This is a genomic window from Caldicoprobacter faecalis (genome assembly GCF_900115765.1).
Taxonomy (GTDB): domain Bacteria; phylum Bacillota; class Clostridia; order Caldicoprobacterales; family Caldicoprobacteraceae; genus Caldicoprobacter; species Caldicoprobacter oshimai.
In genome coordinates this window covers 126,114-149,904 of sequence record NZ_FOXR01000001.1, presented here as the reverse complement: position 1 = coordinate 149,904, position 23,791 = coordinate 126,114, and the positions used below count along the sequence as shown (strand labels likewise).

The following is a 23,791-nucleotide window of genomic DNA, read 5'->3' as shown; positions in this document are numbered from 1 at the left end:
CTTGTTTTATAGTATAATAACACAAGAGGGGAGGGGATAAAGTGGGACCCATAAAACAGGGTTTGAAGCTGCTGGGGACCCATGCTGTCATGTCGCTGGTTCAGTTTATATTTATGCCAGCGTTATTCGGTATTCTTGAAAAAAATCAGGTATACCAGTGGCTTATAGGGCTTGTTTATATAGCAATATTCTGGTTGATAATATACGCTGACATGAGCAGTAAAGGACTGGATGACGCCAAAAAGGAGGCTTTTGCCCCGTATAAAGGCTTTATAGCCGGCCTTATAGCTTCTATTCCGGGCGTGATTTTATACCTGCTGGCTATTAGTATGAAGTCTTCTGCAGACAGTATCAATTGGTTTAACACAGTTTTGCGGATTTGGCTGGTACCATATACCAAGATATTTGTTACGTTTGAGAAGATGATGCCTGATATAGCCATAATACCAATTGTTTTGCTTCCCTTATTATCGGGAATTAGCTATATAGATGGGCTTCGCAAGAGAAAGAAGATTTTGGAGGCCATAGAAAAGGCCGAGGCAATGAGGGCCGAGAAGTCAAAGGTGAATATAAGCTTTTGAGATGACGACATAAGTTATTTGCATGATAATTCCTCATATTACAAGCCAGTTGTCTGTCTGTCATATCTTCCTTTAAACAGGTATACACCCGCAAAAAGTGGGTGTATTTTTATTTTTATTTTTATGGAATAATCTCCTATATTTTTGGAAAAATAAAGGTATTGTACCAATATTGTTGGAGGAGCTGTGTATGGAGGAAAAGGTAAAGGGTAAGCTCATGATAATTGGCGGTGCAGAAGACAAAGAGGGTGAATGCGTAATCTTAAGAAAGCTTGTCGAACTGGCAGGGGGACAAGAGGGGCACATTGTGATCCTGACAGTAGCCACCGAGTATCCCCAAAGCATAGGTGAGGAATACACCCAAATATTTGATCGCTTTGGTGTACGCGATATAAGCGTGATACATATAGATTCCAGGCATCATGCTAACAACGACGGATTTATAGACAAAATGGACGTTGCCACCTGCATATTTTTCACCGGCGGCGACCAGCTGCGTATCACCTCTCTTCTGGGAGGTACAAAGGCTGAAGAGAAGCTGAAAGAGGCATATCATCGCGGTGTGGTAATTGCCGGAACCAGCGCAGGCGCTTCGGTCATGAGCGAAACCATGATCACGTCGGGCAATGATGATGACGCGCCCAAAAAATGTACACTAAAGATGGCACCGGGATTAGGGCTTTTAAAAGACGTCGTAATAGACCAGCACTTTGCCCAGCGTGGCCGAATTGGCCGCTTGCTTACCGCTATAGCTCAAAACCCGCACATGTTAGGGGTGGGAATTGACGAGGATACCGCAATCATAATAGATGGAGATGCGGTATTTGAAGTGATAGGGTCCCATGCTGTGACAATACTCGACGGCAAAAACCTGGATTTTACCAATGTCTCGGAGTTGAAGCCTGATGAAATACTGGCGCTGACCAACGTCGTAATGCATGTACTTCCAGCGGGTTACAGGTACGATATCAAATCGCGAAGACCGGTGATCAGGAGGTAATTGCTTTGAAGATTTGCGAGCTTAAGGCATTTAAAGGAAGGAACATTTACAGCCATCAAAAGGTCGTTAAAATGGTCGTGGACTTGGAAGAGCTGGCGGATATACCTACAAAGGATATAAGTGGATTCAACGGTGCGCTGTTGAAGCTGCTTCCCGGCCTGTACCAGCACCACTGCTCCCTGGGCTGTCCCGGTGGCTTCATTACGAGACTCATGGAGGGAACATATCTGGCGCACGTCATTGAACACTGTGCCCTGGAGATACAGCATGTTTTGGGGTATGACGTCAGCTTCGGCAGAGCAAGGCAAATCAAGGATTCAACCAGATACACCATTGTGTACGCCTACAGAAATGAGGTGGCAGGTTTGGAAGCCGGCAAGTGTAGCGTTCAATTGGTGGAGGCCTTGTGTCGTGGCCAGGCTTTTGACATTGATTGGCATCTTAATAGGATAAAAGAAAAGGCAATGAAAAGCGAGTTGGGCCCCAGTACCAAAGCCATTGTTGAGACCGCACTGGAAAGAGGGATTCCCGTTATGAGAATCGGGAATGGCAGCATATTGCAGCTAGGGTACGGAAAGTATCAAAAAAGGATAGAGGCTACCATCACTGAGAATACCAGCTGTATTTCGGTTGATATAGCCTGCGATAAGACCTTAACCAAAGAGATATTGAGGGAAGCGGGAATACCCGTTCCTGAAGGCAGCGTATGTACTTCGCTTGAAGATGCACTGGAGATAGCCCAGGAGTTGGGGTACCCCGTGGTTGTAAAACCTGAAAGGGGAAACCAGGGCAGAGGAGTGTCCCTCAATCTCACCACTCCAGAGGAGGTGGCCCAGGCTTTCAACATTGCCAAACAGGTGGATGAAAACGTCATAGTGGAGAAGTATATCAAGGGGAATGATTATCGTGTGCTGGTGGTGGGGGATAGGGTAGTGGCCGTTGCGCAGAGAATTCCTGCCCATGTGGTGGGAGACGGTAAGCACACCATCTCTCAGCTGGTGGATATAATAAATAAAGACGAAAGGCGAGGCGAAGACCACGAAAAGCCGCTCACCAAAATTAAGATTGACGAGATTTCGCTGGCAGTGCTGAAAAAGCAGGGGTACACTCCAGATAGCATTCCTCCCGCCGGCAAACGGGTGTATTTAAAAGTCAACGGCAACTTAAGCTCGGGCGGAGAAGCCATCGATTGTACCAACAAGATACACCCCATAAATTGTGAGATTGCGGTAAGGGCGGCACAGATAATAGGACTTGATATTGCAGGAATTGACATTGCCTGCCCCGATATTTCCAAGCCAATAGAAGAAGGTACAGGCGCGGTAATAGAGGTAAACGCCGCACCCGGTATACGCATGCACCTGTATCCATCCAAGGGCAAGCCGAGGAACGTGGCCCAACATATCGTCGACATGCTCTTCCCGCCGGGAAGCAGACACTCAATCCCTATCATATCAGTTACAGGGACAAACGGTAAGACTACCACTGTTCGCATGATTGCACACATTCTTAGGACACACGGTTATACCGTTGGAATGACGACAACCGGTGGGGTTTTTATAAATGACCGCTGTGTCATGAAAGGGGATACCACAGGACCTGCCAGTGCAAAGATAGTCCTGACCGACAAAAGCGTAGAGGTTGCAGTGCTGGAAACCGCCCGCGGCGGCATCATTAGATCAGGCCTGGGCTATGACCTCAGCGATATCGCTGTCTTGACCAACATCAGCGAAGACCATCTGGGGATAGATGAGATCTATACGCTTGAGGATTTGCTGCATGTAAAATCACTGGTGTTAGAGGCTGTAAAGACAAACGGTTATGTAGTGCTGAATGCCGATGACCCCATGGTGGCGGAAGCTGCCAAGCGGGTGAAAAGCAACATAATATACTTTTCAAGGCAGGAGGACAACATCACCGTACACAGGCACCTCATGGAAGGGGGAATTGCTGTATTCCTGAAAGGACAGCATATCACCATTGCTACGGGAGATGGATTTATACAGTGCATGGATGTTTCCAGGATCCCGGCTACATATGGGGGAAAGTTGACGTATAATATCGAGAACAGCCTGGCGGCCGTAAGCGTTGCCTATGCCATGAAAATTCCCATAGAAACCATACAAAAAGCATTGGGTTCCTTCTATGCCGATGAGTTCCATAATCCTGGCCGCTTTAACGTGTTCAATATAAAGGATTTCAGGGTGGTGGTGGACTATGCGCACAATATCAGCGGTTACACCCAAGTCATAGAAGCCATCAAAAAGATGGGAGCATCGCGAACGGTTGGAATCATAGGGGTTCCCGGCGACAGGCAGGACAGCAGCATCAGGCGCATAGGTTTTATAGCTGGAAAAGGCTTTGACAGCGTCATAATCAAGGAAGACGTTGACCTGAGAGGCAGGCGCAGGGGTGAGGTGGCCAAGCTATTGGAGGAAGGGATCTTGTCAGCCGGGATGGACCCTGGCAATGTCGAGATAATACTTTCAGAGGTTGAGGCGCTTAAAACCGCTATGAGGGGGGCAAAACCTGGAGACCTGATCGTGATCTTCTATGAGAAGCTGGAGCCTGTGATGGCCACGATAAAAGAGGCACTGTCAAATATTGAAGGAGGGACAAATAGCGATAGGGACAGCGCCATGGTGGAACTTACCAGGCTGCAATAGAAACGCCAAAGTTCGGATTACTACCCCGGATACCAACAAAAATTTGCGTTTAAACAACAGCAAATGATATTATATAAATTAGGAAGGAAGGAAAGGGGTAGTAATCATGGATATACATTTTAAGGAAATAGAGTTAGAAGATAAACCTGTATTTGACCACTATTTTTCATTGAGGCATTATGAAAATTCAGAGTTTACATTCACAAACATGTTCATATGGCGGCATGCTTTTAATTTGAGGTTTTCAATAATCGACGGCTGTCTTTGTACCATAGGCAGGTTTGGAAAAGATTTCTACTTCTTTTTCCCACCTTTAGATGGAGAAGGCAGCAACGTCGATAGCGCAATCCACAAGCTGATTCAATATTTCAAAAAACAAGGATATCCCATTGTGATGAAGGGAGTTACCGATATCACCCGAAGGATAATTGATGAGGCAGTGCCCGGGCTGTTTAGGTTCGAGCGGGATCCCAACAACGATGACTACGTATATCGTACCCAGGACCTCATTCACTTGAGGGGCAAGAAATACCATCAAAAGAGGAATCACATCAATAAATTTTTGAGAAGCTATCAGTATACATATGAACCGGTAGACGACAGCAACATAGAAGAATGCATACAGGCCGAGCTGGAGTGGATGAAAAGAAAGGATCCAGTCCCTGGATTGGAATATGAAAAGGTGGCTGTGCTTGAGGCATTGCGGAATTTCGACGCTTTAAAGCTCAAGGGCGGTGCATTGAGGATTGACGGCAAGATCCAGGCATTTTCTTTGGGAGAACTCCTTAACCCCGAAATGGCTGTCATTCACATAGAAAAAGCCAATACGCAGTATCATGGATGCTATGCCATGATCAACCAACAGTTTGCTGAGCATTGCTGGAAAGATGTGCCCTATATAAACCGCGAGGAGGACATGGGCATACCCGGCTTACGACAGGCAAAGAGGTCATACCACCCCGTTAAGATGGTGGAGAAGTACACCGGGTATCTGGTGGAGGAGTAGCCATGGAGATAAGGTTTGCTGGCCCCGATGATATGACACAGATAAAGAGCTTGTGGGAATACTGCTTTGACGACCCGCCTGAGTTTGTCAGCTGGTTTTTTAGCAGGAGATACAGAAGTGAAAACACTCTGGCAGTTTACGAGGGAAAAAACGTCCGCTGTGCCCTTCAGCTTTTGCCCTATCAAATTATGCTGAGGGGACAGCCTGTGAAGACGTCATACCTGGTGGGCCTTTCAACCTGGCCGCAGTACAGGGGAAGGGGCGATGCAAGGGCACTCATCCGGTATGCCTTTGAGGTTATGCGCATGCGTCACGAGTGGGTGTCCATTTTGTTGCCCTTTCGCTATGATTTCTATAGGAAATACGGATGGGAGATATGTTACCACCACTTGGTGTATACCGGGGACCGGGAGATATTGGGTCCGGCAGGCAAAATCCTGGATGACATAATTCCTGCCACAAAAGGACAAATAAATCTCATGAGCAAATGTTACCAAAAATTTATGGAGGCATATAATGGATATGTGATAAGGAATGAGGATGACTGGGAACGGTTGCTGGATGACCTTCATATAGCCGGTGGCACTGGATATATAGTCATCAAGGATTCTGAGGCGACAGGTTATGTGCTCTTTGAGATTTCAAACCGTCAATGCAAAGTACGTGAGCTCATATATATTACTCCCGAAGCTAAAAATACGCTTATGAGGCTCATTGCCAACCATTATTCCCAGGTTGATACCATTGTTTGGAATGCGCCGCCCGATGATATCACCTACATGGATATGCCTAACCCACGGGGGGTAATGTATAGACAACCTTATGTGATGGGGCGTATTGTGGATGTGGAGAAGGCCTTAAAGGTGTTGAGGACCTCAGGGGAAGTTGATTTGAAGATTCAGGTTATCGATCCTGTACTGAGGTGGAATGAAGGAGTCTTCCGTCTCCGCAATGGCGACGGGGGTCTGGAAGTGGTTTCGTGTAACGCTTTGCCACAAGTCGTAATGCCGATTACTACGCTTGCTCAGCTGCTATGGGGATACATAACCCCAATCCAGGCCCAAAAACAGGGCAGGCTTGAGGTGTTGGATAACAGTGCAATTGATTCTTTAAAGAGCATATTCACATCCACTGTCAATTATATAATAGAGGATTACTAGATCCCTTTAGAATTTCAACATATGTCACAGCAACAAAGCGCTATATACATTTTTTGACTATTGTTTTTTCTTTTTGGCCAGATAGGAGCCAAAATTCCATATTGACAACTTTCGAGGGACTTTTTATACTTAAGCTTATACGATAAACCAAATCGATTGCTATGCAGGACATTTATGTACAAGTTTACAGGGTGGTATTAGGAACTTGAAGGTTGTTATGATTTTAGCCGGCTTGACAGGCGGCTTTTTTATTGAGCGAGAAGTGATGCGCCTGAACGAAGCCCTTGTGGCAAGGGTCCTTCGGTCGGGCCGGGTAGATAAAAAATTTTTTGGACAGATTGTTGTAAAAAACGTTATTGTTTTACTAATTTTAACATTAGCAGCCGCTTGGTCGTTGACGCTGCTGTTGTCATTGAGCGCTGGTATCGTTTTGTATACCTTTTTCTATGTGGTCAAGAAAAACCGCCATATGGGGAAGACTATAAACAGAAGGGAAGCGATGGCTCATGGAAAGAATAATAGATATAAATCCTAAGGTGTGGTTTACCATACCCATACTGGGCGGAATACCTGTAACCGATGCCGTGTGTATATCTTGGATTGTCAGTGCCGGGTTGGCAATCTTTGCCTTTGTGGTAAGATTTTACCTTTTACCCCGGTTCCAGGAAATCCCCAGAGGTTTTCAAAACATCCTTGAGCTGTTTGTGGAATGGGTGTACAGCTTTTCGCGTGACACAGTACACGAATTCAGCAAAGAGTTGGCACCTTATATCGGTACGCTGGCGCTTTACCTTGGATTTGCAAACACCGTTGAGCTGTGGGGATTGAGGCCTCCCACCACTTACATTGCCTCCACATTCGCACTGTCAATCATCACCTTTTTCCTGATCAACTTTTATGGCATCAGGAAGAAGGGGTTGTGGGGCAGATTGAAGGATTATACCAAGCCTGTACCGTTTATCGCCCCCATCAAAGCCTTGACCGATTTGGCGGTGCCGGTGTCCCTGGCTTCCCGAATGTTTGGAAACATCCTGGGGGGCCTGGTGGTGATGGAACTCATATATAAGGTGGTGCCTCTTGTCATACCCTCATTTTTGTCGATATACTTTACCCTGTTTGATGGGCTTATACAGACCTTTATATTTATCACTTTGTCGTTAACGTTTATAGGAGAGGCTATAGAATAATGTTAAACAGACATCTCGATATAAAAAAACAGTAAACAGTGAGGTTAATGTAGTACAGATACTTATCAGGAGGTGAACCTAAAATGGGATTGACCGCCATTGGAGCTGCTCTGGCAGTCTTAACAGGTTTAGGTGCGGGTATCGGTATGGGCATTGCCACCGGTAAAGCCGCCGAGGCTACGGGAAGGCAGCCGGAGGCCGTAAACCAGATCAACAGGATCCTGCTTTTGGGCCTGGCTCTCACTGAATCTGTAGCCATATATGGCTTTGTAATCGCTCTGCTTATCATCTTTATGCAGTAAGGGCCAGCTTTGCGAGCTCTTATCAAACGGTTAAATAAGGGATTTCGCTTTTTATCTGGCATTGCTTGTTTTTCACATGGCGGGAAGCCATTGAATATTTGAATAAAAACAGTAAACCTGTATTCGTAAGATGTTCAGCAACGGATAAAAATCCTTATCGTGAGAAGAAGGCAGATTGGTTGCCGGCTTTCTCACGAAATGTTCTTTTTTGACGGATAAAAAACAAAAAATTTAAAGAAACGGTGAATTCATCATGAAAGAATATGTTTGGACCTTTATCTTTAATATAGTCAACACCATTATACTGTTTATATTCCTGAAATGGCTGCTGTTTAAGCCGATAAAGAACTTTCTGGATAGGCGTACCCAGAGATTTGAGGCAAAGATAGAGGAGTTAAAAAAACGCGAAAGCGAAATTGAGGAAAACAAGCGTCTGTCCAGAGAAGAGCTGGAAAAGGTGCGCCAACAGGTGAAGACCATCATGGAACAGGCTGAGCGCATTGCGCAGGAGCGCATACAGGAGGCACAGCAAGAGGCGCAGCGCCAGGCAGAGGCCATACTGGAGCAGGCCAGGCGCCAGATAGAACAGGAGCGAGAACAGGCGGTTGAGGCCGTTAAAGCGCAGGCAGTTAATCTGGCTGTCGAGCTGGCTTCAAAGGTCCTACAGAGCCATATAACTCCTGAACAGAACAAGGCAATAATTGAGAAATTCCTGGAGAAGGTGGAAACATGATGGCAGCAAACGTTGAAAGAGGGACCTTATGGTCTGCTTTTCCACTGGATGAGGCAAGCGTAGCGCAGATAGAAGAAAGATTCTCGGCTTTTTTGGGCAAAAAGATAAAACTGACTTTAAAGGCTGATCCTGAAATAATAGGCGGAATCATAGTAGTGGTTGGCGACAAAATATACGATGGAAGCGTGAAAGGCCAGCTTAATAGGATGAGGGAACACCTGCTGGGGCTTCAAAAGGGGGATATGGTTGACTTGGGGATTGACTTAAAGTCCTCAGGTCAACTCATCAGTATGGAGTCTGTTAGCGAGTTCATTCGAAACAGGATTCAAGAATATCAGCAGGAATTTGATGTTGAAAATGTCGGCCGTGTAATACGTTCAGGGGATGGTGTGGTATTAATCAGCGGGTTGAGCGATTGTAGATATGGCGAGCTATTGAGGTTTGAAGGCAACGTATTCGGCATCGCCTTTAATCTTGAAGAGGATACAGTAGGTGCTATATTGCTCAACAACCAGAATTCGGTGATGGAGGGGACAACTGTTTACAGTACCGGCCGCGTTGTTGAAGTGCCAGTAGGCGAGGGCTTACTGGGCAGGGTGGTCAATCCTCTGGGACAGCCGCTAGATGGAAAAGGCGCCATCCACGCCGAGGCCTACAGGGAGATTGAGCAGAAGGCTCTAGGTATATATGAAAGGGATGTGGTGAACCAGCCTTTGCAGACCGGCCTGCTGGCGATAGATTCTATGATACCCATCGGTAGAGGACAGAGGCAGCTGATTATCGGCGATCGCCAGACGGGAAAAACCGCTATTGCCCTGGATACAATAGTCAACCAAAGGGATAAGGATGTAATATGCGTGTATGTAGCCATCGGCCAAAAGGCATCCACGGTATCCCAGGCCATCAATACCTTGAAGGAAATGGGGGCCATGGATTATACCATTGTGGTTTCGGCTACTGCCAGCGATTCAGCTCCAATGCAGTACATTGCCCCTTATGCAGGCTGTGCTATGGCGGAATACTTCATGTACAAGGGAAAGGACGTACTCATCGTCTACGACGATTTGACCAAACATGCCATAGCATACAGAACGTTATCACTACTACTGCGCCGTCCTCCGGGGCGAGAGGCTTACCCGGGAGATATCTTTTATCTGCATTCCCGCCTTCTGGAGCGTTCAGCCAAGCTGAGCAAGGAAAAGGGTGGCGGGTCGTTGACGGCGTTGCCCATAATAGAAACTCAGGCTGGCGATATATCGGGATATATTCCTACAAACGTAATATCGATAACCGATGGCCAGATTTTTTTGGAAGACGAACTGTTCTTTGCTGGCATTCGTCCTGCTGTAAATGTTGGGCTGTCAGTTTCGAGGGTAGGAAAGGCGGCCCAGATTAAAGCCATGGCCAAGGTTTCAGGTACACTGCGATTGGAGCTTGCTCAGTACCGCGAATTGCAGGTGTTCTCCCAGTTTAGCTCAGAGCTGGATCCATCCACGCGGGAGTTGCTGGCACAGGGAGAGAGGATCACCGAGATACTCAAGCAGGAGCAGTACCATCCAATGGACGTAGCGCACCAGGTCATCCTCCTGTACGTGGTCACCAAGAAGATGCTGTTGGATGTACCTGTAAACAGAATACAGGAATTCAAACAACAATTTATCGAGTATATGGATTGCTATCACCGAAACGTGGTTGAAAATATACGCAAGACCGGCGATATAACTGAAGAGGATATGGCCGAGATAGAGGCTGCCGTAAATGACTTTAAACAGACATTTTTGAAGTAAGAGATGTGCAGGTGATATCTTATGTACAGCACGGTTGAGATCAAGCGCAGGATCAGGACCATACGTCAAACGCGCCAAATAACCAAGGCCATGTACCTCATCGCTTCGTCCAAGCTCAGCAGGGCCATGGAAAAGTACAGGGCTAATCACGTATACTTTGAAAAGATACGCTCTACTGTGAAGGATATCATAGTCCATAGCCCTGAAATCGACCATCCTTTTTTTGTGCCAAGGGGAAATGAAAGAGCCTCCTATCTCGTCATCGCGGGAAACAAAGGGCTGTGCGGAGCTTACAACCACAACGTGCTTCAGACAGCCCTATCACACATACAACAGCACAGGGGCTCCGTTAATATATTCGTGGTGGGCCAGGTAGCCCGCGATTTCTTCAAAAGAAAAGGCTATAACGTCAATGATGATTTTTTGTACGCAGCAGAAAACCCGAATTTTCACTATTCAAGAGATATGGCCGAGCAGCTGATAGATGCCTATAGCCAAAATGAGATGGATGAGCTTTACATCGTTTACACCCATATGGAGTCGACGGTAAAGCAGACTCCAAAAGTCATCAAGCTGCTGCCAGTCGAACTGTCGGCTTTTCGCGATGTGAGCCTTGACGTGGAGTATCGCGCCGATATACTTTATCACCCTTCGCCCAAGGCTGTGCTGGACCTGCTGATCCCCAAGTATCTGCTGGGATTCATATATGGGGCGTTGATACAGTCGTTTGCCAGCGAGCAGCAGGCCAGGATGATGGCGATGGATACCGCTACAAAGAATGCCGATGACATGATAGCAGAGCTGCAGATCAAGTATAATCAAGCTAGGCAGGCTGTTATCACCAATGAAATTTCCGAAATAATGGGTGGTGTGGCCGCTCTTGAATGAAAGCGGCTTCGGTAAAAGGAGATGAGACATAGATGGAATACAAAAATAAGGGAAAGGTTGTGCAAATCGTCGGTCCAGTAATTGATATACAGTTTGAGTCCGAAGAAGTACCAGCCATACTCAATGCCGTCAAGATAATAGACGGTTCCAGGGTGGTATGGGCTGAAGTGTCTCAGCATCTTGGGAACCGCAAGGTGCGCTGTATTGCCCTTGAGGCCACAGATGGATTAAAAAGGGGACTTGAAGCCTATGATACGGGAGCTCCTATTTCGGTGCCCGTGGGTAAAGAAGTGTTGGGTCGGGTTTTCAATGTCCTGGGGGAACCAATCGATGGCAAGGGGCCCGTAAATGCGCAGGAAAGGGTCCCCATTCATCGCCCGGCACCGCCACTTGAGCAGCAACGGCCAGCTACCGATATATTGGAAACTGGAATCAAGGTCATAGACCTGCTGGCTCCCTATCCCAAAGGGGGCAAGATTGGCCTGTTCGGTGGAGCTGGCGTGGGAAAGACGGTGCTTATCATGGAGCTCATACACAACATCGTTACCCAGCACGGCGGCGTTTCGGTGTTTACAGGAGTAGGCGAGCGTACTCGCGAGGGGCATGAACTGGTAAGCGAGATGACGCAGTCGGGCGTGCTGGAAAGAACAGCGCTGGTGTTCGGCCAAATGGATGAGCCGCCGGGCGCCAGGATGCGGGTAGCGCTGACGGGGCTTACCATTGCGGAGTACTTCAGGGACAAAGAAAGGCAGGATGTCCTGCTGTTTATCGACAACATCTTCCGCTTCATTCAGGCAGGGGCTGAGGTGTCTGCCTTGCTGGGCAGGATGCCTTCGGCTGTTGGGTATCAGCCCACCCTGGCGGTGGAGGTCGGGGCGCTGCAGGAGCGCATAACATCCACCAAAAACGGCTCCATCACGTCGGTCCAGGCGGTGTATGTTCCAGCCGATGACCTGACTGATCCGGCGCCCGCCACCATATTTGCTCACCTGGATGCCACCACCGTTCTGTCCAGGCAGATTGCTGAGATGGGCATATACCCTGCAATTGACCCCTTGGATTCCAGCTCGAGGATACTCGATCCGAGGATAGTGGGCAAGGAGCATTATCGGGTGGCGCGCAAAGTCCAGGAGATTTTGCAGAGGTACAAAGAGCTGCAGGATATAATCGCGATACTTGGCATGGAAGAGCTCAACGAGGAAGATAGGATGGCGGTTTACAGGGCCCGAAAGATTCAGCGGTTCCTGTCGCAGCCCTTCCATGTGGCTGCCACTTATACAGGCATCGAAGGCAAATTTGTTCCAATCAAGGAAACTATCGAGGGCTTCCGTGCCATCGTAGACGGAGAAGTAGACGATATACCTGAAGCCGCATTTTTCATGGTGGGAAACCTGGATGAGGTGTTTGAAAAAGCCGAGAGGATGAAGAAAGCGGGTTGATAGCATGGCAAGCGAGTTCTACCTCGAGGTCATAACCCCTGAGAGGACTTTTTTCCGGGGAAACGTTGAAATGGTGATAGTAAACAGCTCGGATGGAGAACTGGGCATCATGAAAGGGCATGTCCCAATGGTGGCGCTGGTCGCAATTGGAACGCTGAAGATCAAGCAAAATGGCAAGTGGCGTGAGGCGGCCATAAACGAAGGGTTTATGGAAGTGCGTCCCGATAAGACCATCATCCTATCCCATTCGGTAGAATGGCCGGAAGAGATAGACGTAAAGCGCGCACAGGCTGCTTTGGAGCGGGCACAGGAAAGGGCACGCCAGCGCAGGAGCATGAAGGAGTATTACCAGTCCAAAGCAGCCATGGCCCGCGCTATGGCGAGGCTCAAAGTAAAGAAACGTTATAACATCGATTAGGCTAATTGATTGGATCCAGGTCAGGGTATAGCCACAAATTCTGGCTGCATGCTGGTAAAAACAGTGAGCGTATCGAACCCTGACCTTTTTATTTCATTGAGCGCAGCCTCAAACTCGAATGCCACGTGTTCAGGGGCATGGGCATCTGAGCCCAGCGTAAGAATACTGCCGCCCAGCTGTTTGTATCTTGCAATTATATCGGGATGGGGCATAGGGGATTTGGATGCATGGCGGTAGCCAGATGTGTTGACTTCCAGTCCCTTGTCTTTGCTGATGAGGGTTTTCAATATTTCATCCACCAGCGTGGCACATAGAAGATGATCTGTCTCTTCAATGGGGAAGGGGGAATACCGCTTTATGTAGTCCAAATGACCTAAAACATTAAAAGCATCAAAGGATTTGATGAGCATAAGTATCTCCTCATAGTATTGCCGGTAGCTTTCCTCTTTTGTCTTTCCTTGATAAAAGGTGCCCCAGTAAGGGTCAACCCCTCCTACTATATGAACCGATGCTATTACAAAATCAAAGGGATATGCTTTTATGATATCGGTACATTTCTCGAGGATGTGTGGCTGCAAGCCAATTTCGATTCCCTTCTTTATTACTAGCTGTCCTTTAAACATGTCCTGCATTTTTTCTATGTCTTCAAAATACCTGTCCAGCGTCCTGATGTCAAAAGGTGGAATGCTGTCATCCGGCCAATCGATATCTATATGATCAGTGAATGCGATTTCTTTGAGCCCTGCTTCAATGGCACGCAGGCATGCCGCCTCCATAGACATACGGCTATCCAGCGAATACGTGCTGTGAAGGTGGTAGTCCAACAATTTCTATCCCTGCCTTTATATTGGATTTCTATATTATTTTACAGTCGTTGTTGCCGGCAGTCAATAAAACGCAACAACAACGGGCTTTATTCAGTGTTATATCGAGAGCAATTCAAGCCACAATTAACCGCTAAAAGTTTATCTTAAAGACAAAAGTAAATTCATAATTGACATTGCTCTAAAGTTTATAATATAATATACATTAGTTTAACGCTTTATCAATTTAATCAATTAAAGTGTTAAATAAATGGGGGGTTTAGATGATTGGTAAGCTAAAATTGAGCCTGCCCGACGGCGTGCAGGACTACTTGCCTGATGAATGCTATAACAAGCGCAAGATAGAAGATAAAATAAGAAGGTTTTTTTATTTGAGCGGCTATAATGAAATAGAAACGCCGATACTCGAATTTTTTGATGTATTTGCGGGGGTTAAGCCTTCTATCGAACAGGAACACATGTTTAAACTGATCGATCCCGAAGGAAGAGTACTTGTGTTGCGCCCCGATATCACCATGCCTATTGCCAGGGTTGTTGGCACGAAGATGGGTGACCACCCTCTTCCACTCCGATTATTCTATCTAGGGAATGTATACCGATACGGCGAATTTCAGGCCTGCAAACAGCGTGAAGTGGCACAGGCAGGGGTAGAGCTTTTGGGCGTAGATGGGCCTGAAGCCGATGCAGAGGTCATCGCGATGGCCATACAGCTGTTTCTGGATCTGAGGCTTGCAGAGTTTCAGATTGATATAGGTCAGGTGGAATTTTTTAAGGGCTTGATTGAAGAAGCGGGGATATCCGAGCAGGAGGCGGAAGAAATCCGAACCTTGATTGACCAAAAAAACATGTTGGCCCTTGAGATGCTTCTCAAGAAACTGCCCATTTCGGTGCATATTAAGGAAACGATGTACAGGTTGCCACAGCTCTATGGAGATAGCGAAATCCTGACAGAAGCCATGAAAATTTCTCGCAGCCCCAAATGCAGGGCCGCTCTCGAAAACATATATCAGGTATACGGAATTTTAAAGGACTACGGATTTGGCCGCTACATCACTTTTGACCTGGGAATGGTTCAAAGCTTCAACTTTTATACTGGCATAATATTCAGGGGAATAACAAAAGAGCTGGGTTATCCTGTGTGTGGCGGCGGTCGATATGACAGGCTGGTATCCGAGTTTGGGCGCGACCTGCCGGCTACAGGGTTCGCGATAGGCATCAAGCGCCTGCTTATCGCTCTGGAACGTCAAGGGAAATTGGAAGAGATACCGCCCGTCGATGTGCTGGTAGTGGCAGAAGGCAGCCAGAGGGGTAGGGCATATGAATTTATGCAGCAGCTCAAAAAGCAGAACAAAAGGGTAGAGATGTTCCTATCTACAGAGGAGAGCAAAAATCCTTTGGATTATGCCAGAAAGAAGCGCATTCCAAGGGTAGTAGAGGTCAGAGAAAAAGAGGATATTGTTGAGCACGAGATCGATTTCTAATAGAGATATAAGCTGACATTTACGTTGAGCGATGGAAGCGTTTTGTGGTTATTTTTTAGTTACTTGTAGTTATTTGTTCATCTGTTTTTTATGCAAGTTAACTCCATTGTTTTAAGCAGTTTAACACCATTGTACGAATTTTCAAGTGCCAAAAAAGGATATGCTTTACTATTCATAGAAAGGGGAACATTTCGTTGGTAACCATAGCTCTTGCCAAGGGAAGGCTGATGGAGGAGGCCATAGATGTTCTGGAGGCTGCAGGGGTTGACTGTGGCCAACTTAAAGAGCCCTCAAGGAAGCTGATATTTTTTACGCCCGACCAGCAAATTCGCATAATACTGGTCAAGCCCAGCGATGTTCCAACGTATGTGGAATACGGCATAGCTGATGTAGGAATTGTAGGCAAGGACACGCTGCTGGAAGAGGGGCGTCTTCTGTATGAGATGCTGGATTTAAAGTTCGGCCAGTGCAGATTGGTAGTAGCCGGTTTTCCTGAAAAGCAGGATAGCTGGATCACGCGCTCTCATACCCGTGTGGCTACAAAATACCCCAATATAGCGCGTAACTATTTTTCGCGGAAAGGCAAGGCAGTGGAGATTATAAAGCTGAACGGCTCTGTGGAGCTGGCTCCCTTAACGGGATTGTCCGATGTAATTGTGGATATAGTGGAGAGCGGCAGGACCCTTAAAGAGAACGGGCTTGTGATACTGGAAGAGATATGCAGTATAAGTGCCAGGCTGGTGGTCAATCGCGTCAGCTTAAAGATGAAGAACAGGGAGATAAAAGCGCTTATCGATAACATTCAAATGGTATTGGAGGAGCGAAAAGATGGTGAAGTTAATTGATGGAAGGGGTAAGGATACCGCATGGATATTGAACAGGCTCGACCGCCGCTCGCAGGTATCGTTTGAAAGAGAAAGAAACGCTGTCTTGGAAATACTTTTAGCTGTTCGGCAAAGAGGGGATGAAGCGGTTATTGAATATACTGCTCGATTCGATGGAGTACATTACGCCAACGCACAGGAGATGCTGGTATCCCAAGAGGAAATCCAGGAGGCCTATTCAAAGGTTGATGGCCGTTATATTGATATACTCAGGCAAGCTCGAGACAATATATGGAAATTTCACAACAAACAGCTTGAAAATTCCTGGGCAATATGCGAAGAAAATGGCATAATCTTGGGACAACGTGTAGTGCCCATGGAGCGAGTTGGAGTCTACGTACCGGGTGGGCGAGCGGCATATCCTTCTTCGGTGCTTATGAATGTCATTCCCGCGAGGGTGGCAGGTGTATCTGATATTATCATGGCCACACCGCCCGGGAAGGACAAAAAGGTAAACCCGCATACCCTGGTGGCGGCGTGCGAGGCGGGGTGCAAAAGGATATTTAAAATAGGGGGAGCGCAGGCTATAGCCGCACTGGCCTTTGGTACCCACACCATACCCAAGGTGGACAAGATAGTAGGGCCGGGGAACATTTATGTGGCGCTGGCTAAGAAGGAGGTATACGGCTACGTAGACATCGATATGATAGCCGGCCCCAGCGAGGTGATGGTACTGGCCGATTCCTCGGCTGAGCCAGCCTTTGTGGCGGCCGACCTCATGTCGCAGGCCGAACACGACCCCATGGCTTCAGCCATTCTTGTAACTACCTCTTTCGAGTTAGCCAGCCGTGTAGTTGAGGAACTGCAAAGGCAAGTTGAGGGCTTATCATCAAAGGACATCATACAGGCTTCTTTAAGGGATTTTGGGGCCCTGATCGTGGTTGATTCGCTTGAACAGGCTGTAGAAATCGCAAACTCCATTGCACCAGAACACCTGGAGCTGGCCGTACAAAACCCCTTTGAGATTTTGGGGGCCGTCAAGCATGCGGGTTCCATATTCCTGGGGCACTATACTCCCGAGCCGGTGGGGGATTATATGGCCGGGCCCAACCACGTGCTTCCTACCGGCGGTACGGCGCGTTTCTTCTCACCCCTGGGAGTATACGATTTTGTAAAGAAATCCAACATAATATTCTATACCGAAAAAGCGCTAAAAGCCGTATCTCTCGATGTTATAGAGTTTGCAAACAGGGAAGGGTTAACTGCCCATGCAAATTCCATAGAAGTGAGGTTTAAAGAGAATGGCTGAATTCCTGCGTAATGACCTTAAAGCTTTAAAGCCCTATAAGGTTCGTAGCGTGCCTTATAAAATAAAATTGGATGCCAATGAAAGCCCTTATGACTTACCGGAGGCTATCAGGCAACAGCTAGTAAAAGAATTGATGGAGGGGTGTCAATTTAACAGATACCCTGATTCCGATGCAACCGCCTTAAGGCAGGCTATTTCTCGATACTGCGGCGTATCGCCCGATGAGGTTATGGTAGGGGCTGGTTCAGATGAGCTGATAAGGGTGATAATAAGCGCTTTCGTGGGAAAAGGAGACGGGGTGCTGTGCCCCAGCCCATCGTTTACAATGTACGGCATATTTACCCATATAGCCGGGGGCATACCTGTAGAGGTGCCGCTAGATGACAACTTTGACTATGATGTGAGCGCATTTTATAAGGCAATAGAACAATACAAGCCCAGGGTTGTGTTCATATGTTCTCCTAATAACCCTACAGGCAACGTCATCGATAAAGATGAACTTATGAAGCTGATCAAGGCTTTTAACGGCGTGGTAGTGGTGGATGAGGCTTACGGCGAGTTTTGCGGGGATTCGATTGCGGACCAAATCGTAAATTACCCCAATGCACTGGTCCTCAAGACCTTTTCAAAGGCTTTCGGGCTGGCCGGCCTTCGCGTTGGATATCTGATAGGAAACAGAAAGCTGGTTGAACAGGTATACGCGGTAAAGCCACCTTACAACCTAAACAGCTTCTCACAGAAGGCGGCACAGCTGGTACTTGAAAACATTGACCTTTTTCGTAGCAGGATTGCCTCCATGATACACGAAAGGGAACGACTGTACGATAAATTACGTGGTGTCAAAGGAATCGAGGTTTATCCTTCGAAGGCCAATTTTTTGCTCATAAAGGTTCCCGATGCCGAAATGGTCTATAAAAAGCTAATAGGGGAAGGTATACTGGTTCGCAATTTCCCCAATGACCCCAGGCTCAAGAATTATCTGCGCATCACGGTAGGTACAAGACAGGACAACGACGCTTTTGTAGAAACGCTAAAACGAATACTGGAGGGGTAAAGTATGAACCAGAGGATAGGTAAGGCAGAAAGGCGTTCCAGTGAAACAAGCGTAAAGGTGGAGATAAATCTGGAAGGGCAGGGGTTGGCCAGGATAGATACAGGTATCGGATTTTTTGACCACATGCTCACCATCCTAGCAGGGCACAGCGGCTTCGACCTGTTGGTGGAATGCCGTGGTGACTTAAATGTGGACGGCCATCACACAGTGGAGGATGTGGGTATCGTCTTGGGTAGGGCTTTTGCACAGGCGCTGGGAGATAAAAAGGGAATATCCCGTTACGGGACGTCGTTTGTGCCTATGGACGAGTCACTGGCCATGGTAAGCTTGGACATAAGCGGGCGGCCATACCTACATTATGAGACACCGCAGCTTGCTCTCATGGTAGGAAGTTTTGATACACAGCTTGCCGAAGAGTTTTTTAGGGCCTTCTGCAATCAATGCGGAATCACACTGCATGTAAGGATTTTATACGGCTCAAACGCTCATCACATGCTGGAGGCCGCTTTTAAGGCTTTTGCACGGGCTTTGCGACAGGCGGTGGCTCTGGAAAAAGACGTGGATAAAATTCCTTCCACCAAAGGGATTATTGACTGATCGGTGTCTTAAACACGCTGTTGGAGCGAATATCTGTAAATTTTAAAAATTGGGGGTAATTTAGAATATGACAATTTATCCGGCAATAGATATAAAGGGTGGAAAATGTGTTCGCCTTATACAGGGCAGAGCCGAACACCAGACGGTTTACAGCGACAACCCGGTGGAAGTTGCGCTGCAATGGAAGGCCCAAGGCGCCCGCTTCCTCCATGTAGTGGATTTAGACGGGGCTTTTCAAGGGCATTCGCAGAATGAAAGCATTATAAAGGAAATCATAGAAAGAGTGAATATACCGGTTCAGGTAGGCGGCGGAATACGCTCCATGGAAAGGATAGCCTACCTTTTGGAGGAGGTGGGGGTGGCCAGGGTTATACTGGGTACAGCGGCGGTGGAGGACCCTGTATTGCTTGAACGGGCCATAAGGCGTTTTGGAACATCAATAGCTGTCGGGATAGATGCCAGAAACAACAGGGTAGCCATCAGAGGTTGGGTAGAGGAATGCGATATAACGCCGGTTGAGCTGGGTAAAAGGGTGAAGGAGATGGGAGTGGAGACGGCGATTTACACCGATATACTGCGCGACGGCATGCTGGAGGGGCCAAACATACCATCGACCAGGGAGATGGTTGAAAAGACGGGTCTTAACGTGATAGCTTCGGGTGGAGTAAGCTCTCTTGAGCATATAGCCCAGCTTAAGTCTGTGGGGGTAGATGGCGTCATTATAGGCAAGGCGCTATACAGCGGTAAGATAGATCTAAAGCAAGCCTTAAAATTGGAGGAGAGATAGACGATGGAAACGATAAGAATCATACCTTGTTTGGATGTATACGGTGGCAGAGTGGTAAAAGGGGTACATTTCGCCAACTTGCGCGATGCGGGCGATCCCGTCGAAATAGCAAAGGCCTATGAGGATGAAGGAGCCGATGAGCTGGTATTTTTGGATATATCGGCTACCGTTGAAGGTAGAAAGAACATGCTTAACGTCGTTGAAAAGGTGGTCAGCCGAATATCTATCCCGCTTACTGTAGGCGGTGGAATAGCTGAGCTGTCGGACATACGGGACGTACTGGAATCGGGTGCCAGTAAGGTTTCGGTAGGCACAGCGGCCTATAAAAATCCTGATTTAATAGCCGAAGCTGCCGGGATTTTTGGACCTCAGCGCATCATCGTCGCCATAGATGCCAAAATGCGCGGGGGCAATGGCTGGGACGTGTATATAAGGGGCGGAAAAGAAAACACTGGCAAAGACGCCATCGGGTGGGCAGTTGAAGTTGAAAAGCTGGGAGCCGGGGAGATACTTTTAACGAGTATGGATAGGGATGGGACCAAGGATGGGTACGACATACCACTTACTAAAGCGGTATCCCAGGCTGTGAGCATACCGGTAATCGCCTCCGGAGGAGCAGGAACGCTGGAACACTTCTATCAAGCGGTGGTACAGGGTGGGGCCAAAGGAGTGCTGGCTGCGTCGGTATTTCATTTTAAGGAGGTAAGCATACAGGAAGTCAAAGATTATCTGGCTAAAAGAGGGGTACCAGTAAAGGGAAATATGAATAAAAACGCCGCTGAATAGGCAATTCAGCAGTTGATTAAAAGCACAATAAACCTGAAGGAGGAGTTTTTGATCATGTTGATGGGCGAAGTGAAATTTAACAGCGATGGGTTGATACCCGCCATAATTCAGGATGAGGAGACGGGAGAAGTGCTGATGCTGGGCTATATGAACCGCCAGGCCTTGGAAAAAAGCCTTGAGACCGGAATAACCCATTTCTGGAGCAGAACCCGTAGAAAGATATGGATGAAGGGTGAAACCTCGGGTCACGTTCAGAAGATAAAAGAGGTATTCATTGACTGCGACGGAGACGCTTTGCTGTTTAAGGTGCAACAGGTTAAGGCTGCCTGCCATACCGGTTATAAGTCCTGTTTTTACCGTGCTGCCGATAAAGCCAATGGCACATGGGTCATAAAGGGAGAGAGGGTATTTATCCCTGAAGAGGTATACGCTGATGTGAAAAGAGATGACGAACATAAAATGGATGGCACAGCCGAGCGGCCTTCTTCGGAAATGCAGGAGGAATCATCTGAAGAGCAAAACCGTGCAAACGGAAAGACATCGGTGCTGCAGGAGCTGTATGACGTCATAGTGGACAGAAAACTGCATCCCAGGGAAGGGTCTTATACATGCTATCTGTTTGAAAAGGGCATCGATAAGATTTTAAAAAAGGTGGGAGAGGAATCAGCTGAGGTGATCATTGCAGCAAAAAACAGGGTAAAGTCTGAGGTCATATATGAAGTAAGTGACCTTCTGTATCACCTGCTAGTTGTGCTGGTTGAGCAGGGCATATCCATTGAAGAGGTATATGATGAATTGAAGAGACGCAGATAGAATGCAGGATATTGATAAAGATAATGCAAGATTTTGAGAGAAATATAAAAATAATCGTGATAAATCCACTGCGGTTGTTTTTGACTTATAATCGTGGGTACTATATACTAATAATAGTCAGCGGGACGTTGCAGCCGAATGACGGTTGAAAGGGGCAGATAAAATACTTTGTGCTGTTTGTGTTGATAGTAAGAGGTGGGTAGGCTGCTTGAGGAAGGTAACAGGCCTCGGTAGCTCAGTTGGTAGAGCAGCGGACTGAAAATCCGCGTGTCGGTGGTTCGATTCCGCCCCGAGGCACCATGATTGTCTCGGTCCAACAGATTAAAACGCGAAAGGCAGAAGTAAGCTTGTGCGTGAAAAAAATTTTGAAAAACAAGTAGCGCCCTTAAAAGGACGGTAGAAAACCCAGAAAGAAGAAGGTTTTAATAAAGGAGGAAAAATACAAAAGGAATAGCGCGCGGGAATAGCTCAGTGGTAGAGCGTCACCTTGCCAAGGTGAAAGTCGCGGGTTCGAGTCCCGTTTCCCGCTCCAGTATGGCGCCGTAGCCAAGTGGTAAGGCAGAGGTCTGCAAAACCTCGATTCCCCAGTTCGAATCTGGGCGGCGCCTCCATTTTTGCCGGAGTGGCGGAACTGGCAGACGCACAGGACTTAAAATCCTGGGGTTTGAATAAAACCGTGCCGGTTCGAGTCCGGCCTCCGGCACCAAAAATGAAGGGTTCCAGGGTTTTGAAAATCCTGGAACCCTTCATTTTTTACAGCGGAGATTTTTAGCTACTTTGTTTCCAATGTAAGTCCAATGACCATTTGATAAGTCACTCGCTCAAATGTAGGAGGAATTCTCCAACACTAATTCAAAAAGGGAGTTGACTTGGAGTTAACTCTATGCCTTATGATATTAAATTAGTTTAGGATATTAATAAAGAATATTGATTTGAAAGGAAGATAGGAAATGGCAAGTAATTAGGAGTATAGCAATAAAAATATGACTACTATTCTAACGCTTGACTTGGATTTAGCTTCAAGCATTAGCTATTATTAGTTATTATAATATCGAACATCGGAGGTAAAAACACATGACAATTACAGAAGTAAGCAAAAAATTTGGCCTTTCACCGGATACACTCCGCTACTATGAGCGTATTGGGCTGATTCCTAGGGTGCATCGCAACGAAAGCGGAATCCGGGATTATACAGAGGAAGACTGCAGGTGGATTGAATTCATCAAATGTATGCGTGATGCGGGAGTTCAAATTGAAGCACTGATCGAGTATGTCGCGCTGTTTCAGCAAGGAGATGCAACCGTAGAGGCCAGAAAACAGATCTTAATCGAGCAGCGTGAGCAACTCATCGCTCGTATCGAGGAGATGCAAAAAGCACTGGAGAGGCTTAATTATAAAATTGAGCAATACGAAACCAAGGTTGTCCCTGCACAAAACAAACTAAAAAGATAAAAAGATATCATCCAGCCTGCTAAAAGTAAAAGACGAAAACTATAAGCTTAGGTATATTCATGTCCTTAAGTTTCCGGATGTGGCACCGAACGATTGTCTTGCTTACTCCTAGTCAGGCGTTTCCTTGGTGGATATGATTAATTATCTGCTCAATTTTGTGCTAACTGCGCTTGCTACGGGTGGGGCTGTCGTTGTTTCCCAATATATTGGACGCAAAGAAAAAGACCAAGCCTGTAATGCTGCCAGTCAGTTAATTACTGTCACTACAATTATTTCCTCGGGAATTATGCTGTTCGTCATTCTCTTTCATAAACCAACGTTACGGATTCTCTTTGGCAGTGTCGAAGATGATGTTATGGCAGCTGCCATTACCTATTTTGTCATATCCGGATTATCCTATCCGTTTTTTGGAATCTATAATTCCTGTGCCGCATTGTTCCGTTCCATGGAGAAATCCCACATCACGATGAATGTTTCCGATGAATGTTTCCATTATCATGAATCTGATCTCTCAATAGGAAGAATGAGGTTTTCATCCGTTTCTCTGAAATTTTCTCCTGGAACGGAGAAATGATTCGGAAAATGTGGAAGAATTTCCAGGTTATCTGAATCAATATTCAATCAAACAAAGTTGTTTTCCATGCTTACCGGAATGCCCCCGGCTTTTCAGATGCTGCCTAATTTTGTTGTCTAGTAT

The 23,791-nt window shown here is 46.9% G+C and carries 24 protein-coding genes and 4 tRNA genes; 27 read left to right on the top strand and 1 reads right to left on the bottom strand.

Going from position 1 to position 23,791, the window contains the following annotated elements:
* Positions 1-41 precede the first annotated feature (41 nt).
* The 13 genes from BM241_RS00790 (at position 42) to BM241_RS00730 (ending at position 13,167) form a co-directional block, all read left to right on the top strand.
* Positions 42-581 carry a hypothetical protein gene (locus tag BM241_RS00790; RefSeq protein WP_025746707.1) on the top strand — a complete coding sequence of 180 codons (540 nt, stop codon included), beginning with the start codon at positions 42-44 and terminating at the stop codon, positions 579-581.
* Between the two features lie 190 nt (positions 582-771).
* On the top strand, positions 772-1,581 hold the full coding sequence (locus BM241_RS00785) for a cyanophycinase (RefSeq protein WP_025746706.1): 810 nt from the start codon (positions 772-774) through the stop codon (positions 1,579-1,581).
* Positions 1,582-1,586: 5 nt separating this feature from the next.
* On the top strand, positions 1,587-4,247 hold the full coding sequence (gene cphA, locus BM241_RS00780) for a cyanophycin synthetase (RefSeq protein ID WP_025746705.1): 2,661 nt from the start codon (positions 1,587-1,589) through the stop codon (positions 4,245-4,247).
* A 106-nt stretch (positions 4,248-4,353) separates the two neighbouring features.
* Complete coding sequence (locus BM241_RS00775; protein WP_092281815.1) at positions 4,354-5,253, top strand: DUF2156 domain-containing protein; 900 nt, start codon at positions 4,354-4,356, stop codon at positions 5,251-5,253.
* Positions 5,254-5,255: 2 nt separating this feature from the next.
* The gene (locus BM241_RS00770) at positions 5,256-6,413 is read left to right on the top strand and encodes a GNAT family N-acetyltransferase (RefSeq protein WP_025746703.1); all 1,158 of its coding nucleotides are present in this window, start codon (positions 5,256-5,258) and stop codon (positions 6,411-6,413) included.
* A gap of 205 nt (positions 6,414-6,618) precedes the next feature.
* A complete protein-coding gene (locus BM241_RS00765; protein WP_025746702.1) occupies positions 6,619-6,948 on the top strand; it encodes a hypothetical protein in 330 nt (109 codons plus the stop codon).
* Positions 6,920-7,600 carry a F0F1 ATP synthase subunit A gene (locus BM241_RS00760; RefSeq protein WP_051456292.1) on the top strand — a complete coding sequence of 227 codons (681 nt, stop codon included), beginning with the start codon at positions 6,920-6,922 and terminating at the stop codon, positions 7,598-7,600. Before BM241_RS00765 ends, BM241_RS00760 begins: the two co-directional genes overlap by 29 nt.
* A gap of 83 nt (positions 7,601-7,683) precedes the next feature.
* Positions 7,684-7,902 (top strand): ATP synthase F0 subunit C, encoded by a 219-nt coding sequence (atpE, locus tag BM241_RS00755; RefSeq protein ID WP_025746700.1) that lies wholly within the window; start codon positions 7,684-7,686, stop codon positions 7,900-7,902.
* Between the two features lie 253 nt (positions 7,903-8,155).
* Positions 8,156-8,635 carry a F0F1 ATP synthase subunit B gene (atpF, locus tag BM241_RS00750; RefSeq protein ID WP_025746699.1) on the top strand — a complete coding sequence of 160 codons (480 nt, stop codon included), beginning with the start codon at positions 8,156-8,158 and terminating at the stop codon, positions 8,633-8,635.
* Positions 8,635-10,422, top strand: coding sequence for a F0F1 ATP synthase subunit alpha (atpA, locus tag BM241_RS00745; protein ID WP_177206053.1), 1,788 nt, complete (start codon positions 8,635-8,637; stop codon positions 10,420-10,422). The genes atpF and atpA overlap by 1 nt, the downstream gene beginning before the upstream one ends.
* Before the next feature lie 21 nt (positions 10,423-10,443).
* Positions 10,444-11,310: an ATP synthase F1 subunit gamma gene (gene atpG / locus BM241_RS00740; RefSeq protein WP_025746696.1), complete on the top strand. Its 867-nt coding sequence runs from the start codon at positions 10,444-10,446 to the stop codon at positions 11,308-11,310.
* 32 nt (positions 11,311-11,342) lie between these two features.
* Positions 11,343-12,749 carry a F0F1 ATP synthase subunit beta gene (atpD, locus tag BM241_RS00735; protein WP_025746695.1) on the top strand — a complete coding sequence of 469 codons (1,407 nt, stop codon included), beginning with the start codon at positions 11,343-11,345 and terminating at the stop codon, positions 12,747-12,749.
* A 4-nt stretch (positions 12,750-12,753) separates the two neighbouring features.
* Positions 12,754-13,167, top strand: a complete 414-nt coding sequence (locus tag BM241_RS00730) for a F0F1 ATP synthase subunit epsilon (RefSeq protein ID WP_092281813.1) — start codon at positions 12,754-12,756, stop codon at positions 13,165-13,167.
* A gap of 20 nt (positions 13,168-13,187) precedes the next feature.
* On the opposite strand, the gene BM241_RS00725 is transcribed toward BM241_RS00730, so the two are convergent.
* Positions 13,188-13,994, bottom strand: a complete 807-nt coding sequence (locus BM241_RS00725; protein ID WP_025746693.1) for a histidinol-phosphatase HisJ family protein — start codon at positions 13,992-13,994, stop codon at positions 13,188-13,190.
* A 260-nt stretch (positions 13,995-14,254) separates the two neighbouring features.
* Between BM241_RS00725 and hisZ the strand changes: the two genes are divergently transcribed.
* The 14 genes from hisZ (at position 14,255) to BM241_RS00655 (ending at position 23,668) form a co-directional block, all read left to right on the top strand.
* Positions 14,255-15,472, top strand: coding sequence for an ATP phosphoribosyltransferase regulatory subunit (gene hisZ, locus BM241_RS00720; protein ID WP_092281812.1), 1,218 nt, complete (start codon positions 14,255-14,257; stop codon positions 15,470-15,472).
* A 188-nt stretch (positions 15,473-15,660) separates the two neighbouring features.
* Positions 15,661-16,317: an ATP phosphoribosyltransferase gene (gene hisG, locus BM241_RS00715; protein WP_025746691.1), complete on the top strand. Its 657-nt coding sequence runs from the start codon at positions 15,661-15,663 to the stop codon at positions 16,315-16,317.
* Positions 16,301-17,605 carry a histidinol dehydrogenase gene (hisD, locus tag BM241_RS00710; protein WP_092281811.1) on the top strand — a complete coding sequence of 435 codons (1,305 nt, stop codon included), beginning with the start codon at positions 16,301-16,303 and terminating at the stop codon, positions 17,603-17,605. The genes hisG and hisD overlap by 17 nt, the downstream gene beginning before the upstream one ends.
* Positions 17,598-18,659, top strand: coding sequence for a histidinol-phosphate transaminase (gene hisC, locus BM241_RS00705; protein WP_092281810.1), 1,062 nt, complete (start codon positions 17,598-17,600; stop codon positions 18,657-18,659). The genes hisD and hisC overlap by 8 nt, the downstream gene beginning before the upstream one ends.
* Before the next feature lie 3 nt (positions 18,660-18,662).
* Positions 18,663-19,256 (top strand): imidazoleglycerol-phosphate dehydratase HisB, encoded by a 594-nt coding sequence (hisB, locus tag BM241_RS00700; RefSeq protein WP_025746688.1) that lies wholly within the window; start codon positions 18,663-18,665, stop codon positions 19,254-19,256.
* A gap of 67 nt (positions 19,257-19,323) precedes the next feature.
* Positions 19,324-20,043, top strand: coding sequence for a 1-(5-phosphoribosyl)-5-[(5-phosphoribosylamino)methylideneamino]imidazole-4-carboxamide isomerase (gene hisA, locus BM241_RS00695; RefSeq protein WP_025746687.1), 720 nt, complete (start codon positions 19,324-19,326; stop codon positions 20,041-20,043).
* 3 nt (positions 20,044-20,046) lie between these two features.
* A complete protein-coding gene (gene hisF, locus BM241_RS00690) occupies positions 20,047-20,829 on the top strand; it encodes an imidazole glycerol phosphate synthase subunit HisF (protein WP_025746686.1) in 783 nt (260 codons plus the stop codon).
* A 51-nt stretch (positions 20,830-20,880) separates the two neighbouring features.
* A complete protein-coding gene (hisIE, locus tag BM241_RS00685; protein ID WP_394328166.1) occupies positions 20,881-21,642 on the top strand; it encodes a bifunctional phosphoribosyl-AMP cyclohydrolase/phosphoribosyl-ATP diphosphatase HisIE in 762 nt (253 codons plus the stop codon).
* A gap of 224 nt (positions 21,643-21,866) precedes the next feature.
* Positions 21,867-21,942 (top strand) — tRNA-Phe (locus BM241_RS00680).
* Positions 21,943-22,099: 157 nt separating this feature from the next.
* A tRNA-Gly gene (locus BM241_RS00675) sits at positions 22,100-22,174 on the top strand.
* A 4-nt stretch (positions 22,175-22,178) separates the two neighbouring features.
* Positions 22,179-22,253 (top strand) — tRNA-Cys (locus BM241_RS00670).
* A gap of 5 nt (positions 22,254-22,258) precedes the next feature.
* Positions 22,259-22,348: transfer RNA gene (locus BM241_RS00665), tRNA-Leu, on the top strand.
* Positions 22,349-22,716: 368 nt separating this feature from the next.
* Positions 22,717-23,094: a MerR family transcriptional regulator gene (locus BM241_RS00660; protein WP_025746684.1), complete on the top strand. Its 378-nt coding sequence runs from the start codon at positions 22,717-22,719 to the stop codon at positions 23,092-23,094.
* Between the two features lie 133 nt (positions 23,095-23,227).
* Positions 23,228-23,668, top strand: coding sequence for an MATE family efflux transporter (locus tag BM241_RS00655; RefSeq protein WP_242948214.1), 441 nt, complete (start codon positions 23,228-23,230; stop codon positions 23,666-23,668).
* The last annotated feature ends 123 nt before the right edge of the window (positions 23,669-23,791 follow it).

Excerpts from the sequence above, each read along its gene's own strand:
- hisD (WP_092281811.1), top strand. The coding sequence starts at position 16,301 with ATGGTGAAGTTAATTGATGGAAGGGGTAAGGATACCGCATGGATATTG.
- BM241_RS00655 (WP_242948214.1), top strand. The coding sequence starts at position 23,228 with ATGATTAATTATCTGCTCAATTTTGTGCTAACTGCGCTTGCTACGGGT.
- atpE (WP_025746700.1), top strand. The coding sequence starts at position 7,684 with ATGGGATTGACCGCCATTGGAGCTGCTCTGGCAGTCTTAACAGGTTTA.
- hisB (WP_025746688.1), top strand. The coding sequence starts at position 18,663 with ATGAACCAGAGGATAGGTAAGGCAGAAAGGCGTTCCAGTGAAACAAGC.
- BM241_RS00770 (WP_025746703.1), top strand. The coding sequence starts at position 5,256 with ATGGAGATAAGGTTTGCTGGCCCCGATGATATGACACAGATAAAGAGC.
- BM241_RS00785 (WP_025746706.1), top strand. The coding sequence starts at position 772 with ATGGAGGAAAAGGTAAAGGGTAAGCTCATGATAATTGGCGGTGCAGAA.
- atpF (WP_025746699.1), top strand. The coding sequence starts at position 8,156 with ATGAAAGAATATGTTTGGACCTTTATCTTTAATATAGTCAACACCATT.
- BM241_RS00760 (WP_051456292.1), top strand. The coding sequence starts at position 6,920 with ATGGAAAGAATAATAGATATAAATCCTAAGGTGTGGTTTACCATACCC.
- hisF (WP_025746686.1), top strand. The coding sequence starts at position 20,047 with ATGGAAACGATAAGAATCATACCTTGTTTGGATGTATACGGTGGCAGA.
- atpA (WP_177206053.1), top strand. The coding sequence starts at position 8,635 with ATGGCAGCAAACGTTGAAAGAGGGACCTTATGGTCTGCTTTTCCACTG.
- hisZ (WP_092281812.1), top strand. The coding sequence starts at position 14,255 with ATGATTGGTAAGCTAAAATTGAGCCTGCCCGACGGCGTGCAGGACTAC.
- hisA (WP_025746687.1), top strand. The coding sequence starts at position 19,324 with ATGACAATTTATCCGGCAATAGATATAAAGGGTGGAAAATGTGTTCGC.
- hisC (WP_092281810.1), top strand. The coding sequence starts at position 17,598 with ATGGCTGAATTCCTGCGTAATGACCTTAAAGCTTTAAAGCCCTATAAG.
- BM241_RS00775 (WP_092281815.1), top strand. The coding sequence starts at position 4,354 with ATGGATATACATTTTAAGGAAATAGAGTTAGAAGATAAACCTGTATTT.
- BM241_RS00730 (WP_092281813.1), top strand. The coding sequence starts at position 12,754 with ATGGCAAGCGAGTTCTACCTCGAGGTCATAACCCCTGAGAGGACTTTT.
- atpD (WP_025746695.1), top strand. The coding sequence starts at position 11,343 with ATGGAATACAAAAATAAGGGAAAGGTTGTGCAAATCGTCGGTCCAGTA.
- BM241_RS00660 (WP_025746684.1), top strand. The coding sequence starts at position 22,717 with ATGACAATTACAGAAGTAAGCAAAAAATTTGGCCTTTCACCGGATACA.
- atpG (WP_025746696.1), top strand. The coding sequence starts at position 10,444 with ATGTACAGCACGGTTGAGATCAAGCGCAGGATCAGGACCATACGTCAA.